Origin of the sequence: Janthinobacterium sp. 344 (genome assembly GCF_900112025.1) — a bacterium.
Lineage (GTDB): Bacteria > Pseudomonadota > Gammaproteobacteria > Burkholderiales > Burkholderiaceae_D > Janthinobacterium.
The window spans coordinates 127,818-140,693 of the sequence record NZ_FOKL01000007.1 but is presented as its reverse complement, the minus strand read 5'-3'; the positions used below and the strand labels follow the sequence as shown (position 1 = coordinate 140,693).

Genomic DNA, 12,876 nt, shown 5'->3' with positions numbered 1-12,876 from the left:
CTGCTGTTGTTAACTCTTGTTTTATTGTTGCTTCTTAGCCAGGACCGTCTGCAAGGGCTTGCGGGCGGTCCTGGCTAACTCCCTGCCCCGCCGTGCTGCTGGCGGGGACAAGGATGGGTACTTAGATGGTCAGGCTATCGAATTAATAGATCGACTTGCCCGATGCGTCTTTCAAATTGGCTTTCCACGATTCCTGCACCAGCTTCACGACCGATGCCGGCATCGGCACGTAGTCCAGTTCAGCCGCGGCGGCGCCACCGTTCTTGTAGGCCCAGTCGAAGAATTTCAGCACTTCCTTGGCCTTGGCGGCGTCAGCCTGCACTTTGTGCATCAGGATGAACGACACGCCCGTGATCGGCCAGCTGTTCTTGCCAGCCTGGTCGGTCAGTACCACGCCGAAGCCTGGGGTTTGCGTCCATGGTGCCGAAGCGGCAGCGGCTTTGAAGTTTTCGTCGTCCGGTTGCAGGAAGTTGCCGTCCTTGTTTTGCAGCTGGGTGTGCGACATCTTGTTTTTCTTGGCGTAAGCCCACTCGACGTAGCCGATCGAACCCTTGATGCGCTGTACGTTGGCAGCAACGCCTTCGTTACCCTTGCCGCCCACGCCCACGGCCCATTTCACAGCCGAGCCGGCGCCGATTTTCGACTTGAATTCCGGGTTGGTTTTCGACAGGAAGTCGGTGAACAGGAACGACGTGCCCGAACCGTCGGCGCGGTGCACCACGGTGATTTCCGTGTCCGGCAGCTTGACGCCCTGGTTCACGGCGGCGATTTCAGGAGCGCTCCACTTGGTGATCTTGCCCAGGTAGATGTCGCCAACGATCTTGCCCGTCATTTTCAGCTGGCCTGGGGTCACGCCGTCGAGGTTGACGATGGTGACCACGCCGCCCATGATGGCCGGGAATTGCATCAGGCCCGCTTCTTCCAGCTCTTCCGCCTTCAAAGGCATGTCGGATGCGCCGAATTCAACAGTCTTGGCCTTGATTTGCTTGATGCCTGCACCCGAACCGACGGACTGGTAGTTCAGGCCGTTGCCCGTGTTGGCTTTGTACGTCTCAGCCCATTTGGCGTAGATCGGGTACGGGAAGGTAGCACCAGCACCTGTCATATCTGCCGCCATGACGGAAGCGGAAGAAAATGCCATCGCTGCCGAAGCACCCACGACGATAAATTTGAACATTTGCTTCATTTGCATATCAAGTCCTCAGGGTTGTTAGGGCACAAAGTCCCGGTTGAATGCTGCGCAGTCTAGCAAGCGAATATGACAGCTTTATGACATGCGCCGGATTTCATGAAATATTTGCCTACGCCCGGGGAAATCGCCTTTTCGGGGCGAAAAATGACAGGGCGGGCGACGCTTTATGACAGCTTATGTCACGCTTACGTCATATTTCATGATTACACTCACAACGCGTCATATGCGATGAAATATGGATGAAATACGGCTAGAATTAACTATCTGCAAAGACAAAAGAATATGAAACCTGAACTGCACATGGAAGTGACGAAATCGGGCATCTTGCTTGACCGCGAACTGTCGCAACTGACTTTCAACCGGCGCGTGATGGCCCAGGCGGAAGATCCGAGCATTCCCCTGCTCGAGCGCCTGCGCTACCTGTGCATCGTCAGCAGTAACATGGATGAGTTTTTCGAGGTGCGCGTGGCCAGCCTGCTGGCGGCCGGCAGCATCGGCGGTTCGCTGGCGGGCCACCCTGCCCTGGCGGCCAACCTGGAGCGTATCGGCAAGGAATGCCATGCGCTGGTGGAACGCCAGTACGAGATATTGAATAACGACGTCTTGCCGGCCCTGCGCGAAGCGGGCGTGCACTTGCTGCGCGACAGCGACCGCAACGAGGCGCAGCGCGCGTGGGTGAAGGAATATTTCGACCGCGAAGTGCGTCCCCTGCTGACGCCGATCGGCCTGGACCCGGCCCACCCGTTCCCGCAGGTGGTAAACAAAAGTCTCAATTTCATCGTCTCGCTGAGCGGCAAGGACGCGTTCGGGCGCGGCACGGCGATCGCCATCGTCAAGGCGCCCCGCGTCTTGCCGCGCGTCATCAAGCTGCCCGATGACATTTCCGGCGATGGCGTCTCCTTCTGTTTATTATCTTCCGTCATCCACGCGCATATCTCCGACCTGTTCGCCGGACGCGAAGTGATCGCCTATTCGCAATTCCGCGTCACGCGCGACAGCGACCTGTGGGTGGATGAAGACGAAGTCAAGAATCTGCGCCAGGCCCTGAAAGGCGAGCTCGTGGGCCGCCAGTTCGGCACCTCCGTGCGCCTGGAAGTGGCGCGCAACTGTCCGCCGGAACTGTCGCAGTTCCTGCTCGACCAGTTCAGCCTCGATCAAAGCCGCCTGTACAGGGTCAACGGCCCCGTGAACCTGGTGCGCCTGTCGGAAATGATCGACCACGTGAAGCAGCCCGAGCTGCGCTTCCCGCCCTTCTTCCCGGGTCTGGCCCATAAAGCCATCGGCAACGACATCTTTGCCGCGCTGAACAAGCACGACATCCTGCTGCACCACCCCTACCAGTCGTTCCAGACCGTGATCGACTTCGTGCGCAGCGCCGCCTACGACCCGTCCGTCGTGGCCATCAAGCAAACCATTTACCGCACCGGCATGAATTCGGACCTGATGGAATCCTTGATCACGGCCGCGAAGATGGGCAAGGAAGTGACGGTCATCGTGGAACTGATGGCACGCTTCGACGAAGAGGCCAATATCAACTGGGCCGACAAGCTGGAACAGGCCGGCGCGCAAGTCGTCTACGGCGTGGTGGGCTTGAAGACGCACGCCAAGGTGGCGCTCGTCATCCGCCGCGAGGAAGGCGCGCTGCGCTTCTATGCCCACCTGGGCACGGGCAACTACCACCCGACCACGACCAAGCTGTACACCGACTTCGGCTTGCTGACGGCCAACCAGGACCTGGCCGTGGAAGTGAACGAAGTGTTCATCCACCTGACCAGCCTGACCAAGCCGCATAACCTGAACCACCTGTGGCTGGCGCCGTTCGGCCTGCAAAGCGAGATCATCAAGGCCATCCGCAACGAGGCGAAGATCGCCCGCGCGGGCCGGCGCGGGCGCATCATCGTCAAGATCAATGCGCTGGTGGATGAATCGGTGATCCGCGCCCTGTATGCGGCCTCGACCGATGGCGTGAAGATCGACCTGATCGTGCGCGGCGCGTGCACCCTGAAGCCAGGCGTGCCGGGCCTGTCGGAAAATATCAAGGTGCGTTCCGTGATCGGCCGTTTCCTGGAGCACAGCCGCATTTACTACTTCCGCAATGACCTGGCGCACGATGTCTACCTGGCCAGCGCGGACTGGATGAGCCGCAACCTGTTCCGCCGCGTGGAAGTGGCCTTCCCCGTCCTTGACCGGGCGCTGAAGCGGCGCGTGATCGCCGAGGGCCTGAATCCGTATTTGAAGGATAATACGAATGCATGGGAACTGGAGCCGACGGGCCATTACGCGCGCCGCAAGCCGCGCGGCAAGCAAAGCCCGTTCAGCGCCCAGCAATACCTGATGCACACACTGGGCACGCCGGGCGCGGAGGTCGGCGAATAAGCGTATTTCGACTTTCAACACCGAGGAGCACAGCATGGATCTCATCTTGTGGCGACACGCAGAAGCCGAGCCGGGCGTGCCCGACCTGGAACGCGCACTGACGGTCAAGGGACAGAAACAGGCGCGCCGCATGGGCGAATGGCTGGCCTCGCAACTGTCCGAGAATTGCCGCATTCTCGTCAGCCCCGCCTTGCGCACCCTGCAGACGGCCGAGGCGCTGGGACGCAAGTTCAAGCTGATGCCGGAACTGGCGCCCGGCGCCGAAGCGGAAGACATCCTGAAGGCGGCCAACTGGCCGGCCGGCAAGGAAACCGTGCTCATCGTCGGCCACCAGCCCACCCTGGGCCAGGCGGCCGCCCTGCTGCTGACGGGCGAGGAGCAGGACTGGGAAATGCGCAAGGCCAGCGCGTGGTGGTTCTCCCAGCGCGAACCAGGCGACCCGATCAGCGTCTACCTGAAAGCCGTGATGGCGCATGATCTGGTGGTGAAATAGGGAAATGCGCAAGGCCAGCGCAGGATGGACAGGTTCTCCCGGCACGAACCAGGCAACCCCGTCAGCGTCTACCTGAAAGCCGTGATGGCGCATGATCTGGTGGTGAGGTAATACTGAAACAGGGAAAAGCGCAAGGCCAGCGCAGGATGGACGGGTTCTCGCAGCGCGAACCGGGTGCCCCGATCAGCGTCTACCTGAAAGCCGTGATGGCGCATGATCTGGTGGTGAAGTAATACTGAAACATGGAAATGCGCAAGGCCGGCGCAGGATGGACAGGTTCTCCCAGCACGAACCAGGCAACCCCGTCAGCGTCTAGCTGAAAGCCGTGATGGCGCATGATCTGGTGGTGAAGTAATACTGAAACAGGGAAAAGCGCAAGGCCAGCGCAGGATGGACGGGTTCTCGCAGCGCGAACCGGGTGCCCCCGTCAGCGTTCATCTAAAGGCCGTGATGGCGCATGATCTGCTGGTGAAATAAGGAAAATGCGCAAAAAGTGCGCTGGGACAAATACTGGTGGAAATTACAACTCGGCGGCCTTGCAAAGCGCTGCCGATCTGCTAGAGTTTAATTGCATCAACTACGTGTTGGAGCGCTGCTCTGGCACATTGAGCAACCCAGCGGACAGCCGTCCAACGGCGGCTGAAAGACCATGTTAACCTTCCTCGTTTTTCTCTTCATCGCCATCTTCGCCGCCATCATCGGCTTTGTCGCCTTTGAACTGATCGAAGAAATGCGCGGCAGTCATCACAAGCTGTTGGACCGCTACCACGAGTAGTGTTCACCACGGCAATATCGCATGGCGCCAGCGACGGCATATCCCCGTCCCTCGCGCCATCCTTGTATTTACGCTCCCGCCTTACACTCCCGTCTTGAACTTCGTATAGATGCGCGTCATCAGACGGCGGATGTCGGCCGTCGTCGCTTCCGGCGCGGCCATGCGCTGCTTGTCGGCGTCCGACAGGAAAATCGCCTTGTTCTCGCCAATGTCCTTGCGCACATATTTGATGCTGGCCGGATTCGGATTCGCGTAGAACACCTTGTTGCTCAGGCTGGCATGCACTTGCGGGCGCAAAATGTAGTTGATGAACAGGTGGGCGTTGTTCGGATGCGGCGCGTCGGCGGGAATGGCCATGGTATCGAACATCAGCGCCGCCGTCTTCGGCACCAGCACCTGGATCACATTGCCGTTCTTCGCGTCGAGGGCGCGCTGGCGCGCGATATTGATGTCGCCCGACCAGCCCAGCGCTACGCAGACGGAACCGTTGGCCATGTCATTGATGTAGCCGGACGAACTGAACAGGGTCACGTAGGGACGGATGGCTTGCAGCACCTTGCCCGCTTCCTGGTAGTCGCCCGCCGCTTTGGAGTACGCGGGCTTGCCCAGGTATTGCAGGGCGGCCGGCAGCACTTCCGATGGCGAATCGAGGAAGGACACGCCGCACGATTTCAGCTTGGCCGCGTATTTCGGGTCGAAGACCAGGTCCCAGGCGTTCTCGGGCATGGGCATGCCGCCCAGCGCGGCCTTGACCTTGTTGACGTTGATGCCCACCGTCGTGTAGCCCCACAGCCAGTCGACCAGGTAATCGTTGTTCGGGTCGATCTTCGACAGCTTCGCCTGCAGGTTCGGGTCGAGGTTGCCCAGGTTCGTCAGCTTGCTCTTGTCGAGCTTGCGCAGCAGGCCCGCATCGATCTGCAGGCGCGCCCACTGGGCCGTCGGCACGACGATGTCGTAGCCGGACTTGCCCGCCACCAGTTTCGCGTTGAGGATTTCGTTATTGTCGAAAACGTCGTAGCGTACCTTGATGCCCGTTTCCTTTTCAAAATTCTTGATCGTATCGTCGCCGATATAGTCCGACCAGTTGTAGATGTTCAGGACTTTTTCTTCCTGGGCCTGCGCTTGGCCAGACAAGGCCACCATGGCCGCCGCCAAGGCCAGTCCCAGTCCAATGCGCCGTCCTGCTCGCCATGTGTTTGCCATCGTACCGCCTCCGAAAATTAGTCAGAAAATAGTGACGATGATAGCAAGAAGGGCGCGATCAGGTCTAGCCTGATCGCGCCCTTGCTTGTTACTGCTAAATCCGCTGGGGTCAGACCCCCAATACCGCCAACGCAAAGTTCAGCGCTGACAATAACGAGGGTCTGACCCCGGCCTTTGCCAGCATTACACCTTGTCCAGCCCCACCTGCGCCCCCGTAAACACCAGGTTGCCGTTCTGGGCGTCGATGCGGATCTCGTCTTTCGGGCCGAAGCGGCCTTCCAGGATCAGCTTCGACAGCGGATTTTCGATCTGCTGCTGGATCGCCCGTTTCAACGGACGGGCGCCATACACCGGATCGTAGCCCGCTTCGGCGATTTGCTGCAGTGCCGCGTCGGTCAGGCTCAGCGCCATGTCCATGCGCGCCAGGCGTTCTTCGAGGATCTTCAGCTGGATCTTCGCGATCGCGCCGATGTTCTTCTCGTCGAGGCCGTGGAACACGACGATTTCGTCGATACGGTTGACGAACTCGGGACGGAAGTGCGAGCGTACCTCGGCCATCACGGCCAGCTTCACGACACCGGGATCATCGCTTTCCATCGCCTGGATCTTGTGCGAACCCAGGTTCGAGGTCATGATGATGACGGTATTCTTGAAGTCCACCGTGCGGCCCTGGCCGTCCGTCATGCGTCCATCGTCGAGCACTTGCAGCAGCACGTTGAAGACGTCCGGGTGGGCCTTCTCGACTTCGTCGAGCAGGATCACGCTGTACGGCTTGCGGCGCACGGCTTCCGTCAGGTAGCCGCCCTCGTCGTAGCCGACATAGCCTGGCGGCGCGCCGATCAGGCGGGCCACGGAATGCTTCTCCATGAACTCGCTCATGTCGATGCGGATCATCGATTCCTCCGTATCGAACAGGAAGGTCGCCAGCGCCTTGCTCAGCTCGGTCTTGCCGACACCCGTCGGTCCCAGGAACATGAAGGAACCATACGGACGGTTCGGGTCCGACAAGCCGGCGCGCGAACGGCGGATGGCATCGGCCACGGCCGTGATCGCTTCATCCTGGCCCACGACGCGCTCATGCAGCTTCTCTTCGATGTGCAGCAGCTTGTCGCGTTCGCCCTGCATCATGCGCGACACGGGAATACCCGTCGCGCGCGACACCACTTCGGCGATTTCCTCGGCGCCCACTTCCGTGCGCAGCAGCTTCGGATGGTCGGGATCGACCTTCGGCATGCCGCTGTCGGCCTGCTTGAGCTGGGCTTCCAGCTGAGGCAGCTTGCCATACTGCAATTCCGACACTTTTTGCCAGTTGCTTTCGCGCGTGGCCTGTTCCATCTGCAGCTTGACTTGCTCGATCTCTTCCTTGATGTGCGTGCTGCCTTGCACCACGGCTTTTTCCGCCTTCAGGATTTCCTCGAAGTCATTGTATTCGCGCTGCAGCTTGACGATTTCCTCGTCGATCAGGGCCAGGCGGCGCAACGATGCCTCGTCCTTTTCCTTCTTGACGGCTTCCTTCTCGATCTTCAGCTGGATCAGACGGCGCTCCAGCTTGTCCATCACTTCCGGCTTGGAATCGATCTCGATCTTGATCTTCGCCGCCGCTTCATCGATCAGGTCGATCGCCTTGTCCGGTAAAAACCGGTCCGTGATGTAGCGGTGCGACAGCTCGGCCGCGGCGATGATGGCCGCGTCCGTGATCTCCACCTTGTGGTGCAGCGCATATTTATCCTGCAAGCCGCGCAGGATGGCGATGGTCGCCTCCACGGTCGGCTCGTCGACCAGCACCTTCTGGAAGCGCCGCTCCAGGGCCGCATCCTTCTCGATGTACTTGCGGTACTCGTCGAGCGTGGTGGCGCCCACGCAATGCAGTTCGCCGCGCGCCAGCGCAGGTTTGAGCATATTGCCCGCGTCCATCGCGCCTTCGGCCTTGCCCGCGCCCACCATGGTGTGCATCTCGTCGATGAAGACGATGGTCTGCCCCTCGTCCATGGCCAGTTCCTTGAGCACGGATTTCAGGCGCTCCTCGAACTCGCCGCGGAATTTCGCGCCCGCCAGCAAGGCGGCCATGTCCAGCGACAGCACGCGCTTGCCCTTCAGGGACTCGGGCACTTCGCCATTGACGATGCGCTGCGCCAGGCCTTCGACGATGGCGGTCTTGCCCACGCCAGGTTCGCCGATCAGCACGGGGTTGTTCTTGCTGCGGCGCTGCAGGATCTGGATGGTGCGGCGAATTTCATCGTCGCGGCCGATCACAGGGTCGAGCTTGCCCTGGCGTGCGCGTTCCGTCACGTCCAAGGTGTATTTTTTCAAGGCTTCGCGCTGGCCTTCGGCCTCTTGCGAATCGACCTTGTTGCCGCCGCGCACAGCCTCGATGGCCGCTTCCAGTGCCTTGCGGGTCAGGCCGTTTTCACGCGCCAGCTTGCCGCAGTCGGACTTGTCTTCCGTCATCGCCAGCAGCACCATTTCGCTGGACACGAACTGGTCGCCCGCCTTTTGCGCTTCCTTGTCGGCCAGGTTCAAGAGGGCCACGAATTCGCGGCTGACCTGCACGTCGCCGCCCGTGCCGGAGACTTTCGGCAAGCGGTCGATCGACGAAGTCAGGGCCTTCGACAGGCCGCCCACGTTGACGCCGGCGCGCTGCAACAGCGAGCGGGCGCCGCCATCGTCCTGGTTCAACAGGGCCGTCAGCAAATGGACTGGTTCAATGTAAGGATTGTCATTTCCCACGGCCAAGCTTTGCGCATCGGCCAGGGCTTCTTGTAGCTTGGTAGTCAGTTTATCTTGTCGCATGAAAAGCGCTCCCGGTTAATTAGTTGTTAACCAAATTGGGGTGAGGCAGTACTTTTCAAGCATACACAAAGCAGAAAACTGATGCATTTTGGCAAATGCTACGGTGCGGGACGCGTACGATTCAAATGGCGCTTGCTTTTGCGCTCCACTTGTTTAACGCCGCGTCGTCGCTGTCGCGCGCATCGACCCAGCGCGCCCCTTCGGGCGTGTCTTCCTTCTTCCAGAACGGCGCTTCCGTCTTCAGGTAGTCGATGATGAACTCGCAGGCGGCGAACGCCTCGCCCCGGTGCGCGGACGAGACGGCCACCAGCACGATCTGCTCCTGCGGCAGCAGGGGCCCCACGCGGTGGATCACCAGCGCGCCAGCCAGGGGCCAGCGCCCGCGCGCCTGCTCGATGATCGCCTCGATGGATTTCTCCGTCATGCCCGGATAGTGTTCAAGTTCCATCGCCGCCACGTCCAGCCCCTCGTTCATGTCGCGCACCGTGCCGACGAAGCCGACGACGGCGCCCACCTTGGGGTTGCCTGCACGCAATTGTGCGATTTCTTGACTCAAGTCAAAATCGGCATGCTGGACGCGGACGGAGGTGCTCATTTGGCCTGGCCTCCGATGCGGCGCAGCAGGGTTTCGATGCGGCTGGCCGTGCGCGCGTCGGTCGTGGCAGGAATTGCGCACAGCTGCATCAGCTGCGATACTTGCGTGAGCGGCTTCTGGCCCGATTTCAGCGACGATTGCAGCACTTCCACCTGCATTTTCAGGCGGTCGCGGGCAAATTCGGCACCGCTGTCGACGCCGGCGACGATTTCCAGGCGCAAGACTTCATCGAGCAATCTGGCCTCGTTGGCCTGCAATTGCCGCGCGTAGGCGGCAGCGCCCTCGCCCAATGCGGCCTGGGCGGCGGCAAAGCGCTGCTGCAGGCTGCGTTCGTATTGCGCATCCAGCGCCGGCAAGGCGCTCCAGCGCTCGGACCAGGCGGCCGCGTCGGCACTGTCGCCGCCGTCCGCCAGCGCCGCTTCCAGCGATTGCACCAGGCGCAGCTTGTCGCGCAAGGCGTTGGCCTGCGCCGCGCCGGCGCGCTCGGCGATGGCGTCCGCCTGCGCCTGCACGCCGGCCACGGCCGCCTGGTAGCGCTGCTCGATCTTCGCTTCGCTGGCGCGCGGCACGGGTCCGGTGGCGTTCCAGGCGGCGCGCGTGTCGCGCAGCAATTGCTGGATGGCGGAGGTGCGCGCCTTGTCGTCGCCGTCGGCAATGACGGCCGTTTCCAGCGCGGCGCACAGCGCCTCGCGTGCATGCAGGTGTTCGCGTCGCTCATGGTCGGCCGCATGCGCCGTTTCCTTGCGCTTGGCAAAGATATCGTCGCAGGCGGCGCGGAAACGCTGCCACAGCGCCTGTTCGGCGCGGCGTTCCAGCGGCAGGGCCTTGGCCAGCTCCTGCCATTTGTCCTGCAAGGCTTTCAGCATGTCGACCGTGTTGCGCTCGGACGGTTTCAACAGGCCAACTTCGACGATCAGCTGCTCGCGGCGCGCCGTCTCGATCTGGCGCTGCGTTTCCAGCGGCTTCGACAGGGCATCCAGGGCGGCGCCGAATTCCGTATCCAGGCGTTTCTTTTCCTTGCGGTCGATGGTGCCCAGGCGCGTCCACGCCTGGCGCAAGCGCTGCGAGGCGGAGGCGACATGTTTCCAGTCGGTGCTTTCCTCGGCGGCCAGGGCCGCCGTTTCCGCGATCAGCTCCTGCGCCTTGGCCGCATTGCCGTGGCGCTCGTCCGCCAGTTGCTTGAAATGCTGGGCCGCCGGCGCATAGGCCAGGCTGCAGGCGGCGTCGAAGCGCTCCCACAGGGACTTGGGCGCCGGGCCGGACAAGGTGTCGAGCGACTTCCAGCGCTCGCGCAGGCTGCCCACTTTCTTGGCCAGCTCGGCCATCGGCAGTTGCTGTGCCGGCAATTCCTCGCCTGCCTTGACGAGTTCCTCGCGAGACACGTTGCCGCCCCAGCGGGCCCAGTCGGCCAGTTGCTTGAACTGCGCGCGCACATGGGCCAGGCGGTCGGACTGGGCCGGCGTCAAGCGGCCATGTTTGGTATCGCGCAAGGTCTTGTCATGTTCGGATGCCACGTGCAGCAAGCCTTCCTGCAGGGCCGCTTCCATGGCGTCGAGCGTCTTGAGGAACTGTTCCGTCGCTTCCTTCGACACGGGCGCGTGCTCCTGGCGCGGCTTGCGCGGCGCGGGCTCGGCATGCGCCGGCGCGGCCTGCGCGGCAGCCGCCTGCACGGGCGCGGGCGCGCTGGCCAGCACGGCGGCAAATTGCTGCTGCAAGCTGTCGGACAACGGCGATTCCGGCAAGCGCGGCAAGGCTTGCCAGGCGCGTTTCAAGGTGTCGGCGTCCAGCGTGGCGGCGTCCAGCGCCTGCCATTCTGCCAGCGCGGCCTGGCGCGCGTCGAACACGGCCTGGTGCTGCTGCAGCGCCTGCAGGGCGGACTGGGCCTGCTCGCGCGCCTGCGTGAAATCCGTTTCCAGGTGTTTTGGCAGGGAGGCGCGCTCGGGCGATTGCGCATGCTGCGCATGTTCCGCCTCCAGGCGGGCCAGCGTTTGCGCCAGCTCGGCGGCGGACTGGCCGCCGGCAGCCAGCGCGCGCATGGCGCCCACGGCATCGATCACGGCGCGCTGCAGCAGCACTTGCGCTTCCAGGCGGGCGGCCAGCGCGGCGCGCGCGGCGGCGAAGGCCGTGGCCAGCTCGGGCGTGGAGGTGATGACTTGCCACTGGCGGTCCAGCTCGGCCACCTGGTTCGGGCTGAGCTTTTCATCGTTCAACAGGCGCTGCGCCGTGTCAATGCTGGCCTGGGCGCGCTGGGTCTCGGCCGCCTGATGGCGGATCAGGTCGATGCGGCCCTGCATCAGCTTGGCGACGCGGCGATCCGTGTTGCGCATGGCCTGGTGGACTTTTTCCAGCAGGGGCAGGGAACGGACGTGTTCGGCCGCGATCAGGCGGGCATCGGCAAATTCGCTGGACACAATGAATTCAAAGGCGGCGGCTTCGTCGCCCGCCACGGCATGGGCACGCGCCACCTGTTCGGCGCGGCGCGATGCGCTCTGCGCCGACGCGGCGGCCTGTTCTGCCACGACAGGATCGGGGGCGGCAGTCTTGCTGGCAGAACGTTTGAAAAGAAATTCGAACATGACGGGTTTCGCGTGGATCAAAACCACCATCATAACAAAGCCCGGGGTATTGCATCGGACAGGACTGAACAAGTTATCAAATCAATCAAGTGGCTGTTTTCCCTATGACGGCACACCGGCCATCATCACAAAAGCGGCCCCGGCAAACACGGCCCGGCGGGGTGGGCGCTCGCTACCCGCTCAAGCCTGCGCGCGCAGCGGCTGTGCCGGCACGGGCAACGCGGGTGCGGCGCCATCCGCCGGCGCTGCCACGCTACCGCCGGCCGCCGGCAAGGGCGCCGGCAGGACGAAGGGCAGCACTTGCGCCTTGTCGCGTCGCGCTTCCTGCGCCCGCGCATCGTGGGCCAGGAATTGATAGGCGATGGCGAACCACGCTTCGCCCACGATGACCTTGCGCGCCAGGGCGAACAGTTCGCGCTCCTCTTTTTCCAGGCGCTGCAGCAGCGCCGCGCAAAAGCCGTCGATGGCCGCGCACAGCTGCCCGGCCTGCAATTCGGAATGGTCGATGCTGGCGCCGGCGCGCCGCTGCACGGCATTGATGCTTTCCAGCGCCGCGTGGTTCAAGCCATTGAGTTCATTGAGCAAACCGTCCAGCAAGCCATCCGCATGCGGCGTGGCCTGGCGGATGGCGGGAATCAGGTACATCTCCACCTTGCGCCAGTAGCTGCCCTGGTACAGCCGGTTCAGCCAGTCGCCCGCGTACTGCAGCTGCGCCAGGCTCAGGCTGCTCTGGTGGCGCAGCTGCACATGCATGTACTTCTGAAAAGCCAGCAAACTCATGCGGATGCTGGCCTGTTCCACTGACAAGGATACCAATATATATGTTGCAGTAAGCATGCACTCACTCCCAAAGCGTGCCGGATGTATCATCCTGGA

General features: G+C 62.3%; 9 protein-coding genes. 3 read left to right on the top strand and 6 right to left on the bottom strand.

What is annotated here, in order from left to right; translation table 11 throughout:
- Positions 1 to 142 precede the first annotated feature (142 nt).
- Complete coding sequence (gene pstS / locus BM193_RS19085) at positions 143 to 1,192, bottom strand: phosphate ABC transporter substrate-binding protein PstS (protein ID WP_092799665.1); 1,050 nt, start codon at positions 1,190 to 1,192, stop codon at positions 143 to 145.
- A gap of 282 nt (positions 1,193 to 1,474) precedes the next feature.
- On the opposite strand from pstS, the gene ppk1 reads away from it, so the two are divergent.
- The 3 genes from ppk1 (at position 1,475) to BM193_RS29290 (ending at position 4,836) form a co-directional block, all read left to right on the top strand.
- Positions 1,475 to 3,568 carry a polyphosphate kinase 1 gene (ppk1, locus tag BM193_RS19080; protein WP_092799667.1) on the top strand — a complete coding sequence of 698 codons (2,094 nt, stop codon included), beginning with the start codon at positions 1,475 to 1,477 and terminating at the stop codon, positions 3,566 to 3,568.
- Positions 3,569 to 3,602: 34 nt separating this feature from the next.
- Positions 3,603 to 4,061 (top strand): phosphohistidine phosphatase SixA, encoded by a 459-nt coding sequence (gene sixA, locus BM193_RS19075; protein WP_092799669.1) that lies wholly within the window; start codon positions 3,603 to 3,605, stop codon positions 4,059 to 4,061.
- Between the two features lie 649 nt (positions 4,062 to 4,710).
- Positions 4,711 to 4,836: a hypothetical protein gene (locus BM193_RS29290; protein WP_264372559.1), complete on the top strand. Its 126-nt coding sequence runs from the start codon at positions 4,711 to 4,713 to the stop codon at positions 4,834 to 4,836.
- An 81-nt stretch (positions 4,837 to 4,917) separates the two neighbouring features.
- On the opposite strand, the gene BM193_RS19070 is transcribed toward BM193_RS29290, so the two are convergent.
- The 5 genes from BM193_RS19070 to BM193_RS19050 all read right to left on the bottom strand — a co-directional run bounded on the left by BM193_RS19070 (position 4,918) and on the right by BM193_RS19050 (position 12,837).
- Complete coding sequence (locus BM193_RS19070; protein WP_254786334.1) at positions 4,918 to 5,979, bottom strand: polyamine ABC transporter substrate-binding protein; 1,062 nt, start codon at positions 5,977 to 5,979, stop codon at positions 4,918 to 4,920.
- Between the two features lie 243 nt (positions 5,980 to 6,222).
- Complete coding sequence (clpB, locus tag BM193_RS19065) at positions 6,223 to 8,829, bottom strand: ATP-dependent chaperone ClpB (protein WP_092799673.1); 2,607 nt, start codon at positions 8,827 to 8,829, stop codon at positions 6,223 to 6,225.
- 121 nt (positions 8,830 to 8,950) lie between these two features.
- Positions 8,951 to 9,424 (bottom strand): molybdopterin synthase catalytic subunit MoaE, encoded by a 474-nt coding sequence (moaE, locus tag BM193_RS19060; protein WP_092799675.1) that lies wholly within the window; start codon positions 9,422 to 9,424, stop codon positions 8,951 to 8,953.
- On the bottom strand, positions 9,421 to 12,000 hold the full coding sequence (locus BM193_RS19055) for a DUF349 domain-containing protein (protein WP_092799889.1): 2,580 nt from the start codon (positions 11,998 to 12,000) through the stop codon (positions 9,421 to 9,423). The genes moaE and BM193_RS19055 overlap by 4 nt, the downstream gene beginning before the upstream one ends.
- A 180-nt stretch (positions 12,001 to 12,180) precedes the next feature.
- Positions 12,181 to 12,837 (bottom strand): hemerythrin domain-containing protein, encoded by a 657-nt coding sequence (locus tag BM193_RS19050; RefSeq protein ID WP_139176219.1) that lies wholly within the window; start codon positions 12,835 to 12,837, stop codon positions 12,181 to 12,183.
- Between the last annotated feature and the right edge of the window lie 39 nt (positions 12,838 to 12,876).

Excerpts from the sequence above, each read along its gene's own strand:
- pstS (WP_092799665.1), bottom strand. The coding sequence starts at position 1,192 with ATGCAAATGAAGCAAATGTTCAAATTTATCGTCGTGGGTGCTTCGGCA.
- ppk1 (WP_092799667.1), top strand. The coding sequence starts at position 1,475 with ATGAAACCTGAACTGCACATGGAAGTGACGAAATCGGGCATCTTGCTT.
- sixA (WP_092799669.1), top strand. The coding sequence starts at position 3,603 with ATGGATCTCATCTTGTGGCGACACGCAGAAGCCGAGCCGGGCGTGCCC.
- BM193_RS29290 (WP_264372559.1), top strand. The coding sequence starts at position 4,711 with ATGTTAACCTTCCTCGTTTTTCTCTTCATCGCCATCTTCGCCGCCATC.
- BM193_RS19070 (WP_254786334.1), bottom strand. The coding sequence starts at position 5,979 with ATGGTGGCCTTGTCTGGCCAAGCGCAGGCCCAGGAAGAAAAAGTCCTG.
- clpB (WP_092799673.1), bottom strand. The coding sequence starts at position 8,829 with ATGCGACAAGATAAACTGACTACCAAGCTACAAGAAGCCCTGGCCGAT.
- moaE (WP_092799675.1), bottom strand. The coding sequence starts at position 9,424 with ATGAGCACCTCCGTCCGCGTCCAGCATGCCGATTTTGACTTGAGTCAA.
- BM193_RS19055 (WP_092799889.1), bottom strand. The coding sequence starts at position 12,000 with ATGTTCGAATTTCTTTTCAAACGTTCTGCCAGCAAGACTGCCGCCCCC.
- BM193_RS19050 (WP_139176219.1), bottom strand. The coding sequence starts at position 12,837 with ATGCTTACTGCAACATATATATTGGTATCCTTGTCAGTGGAACAGGCC.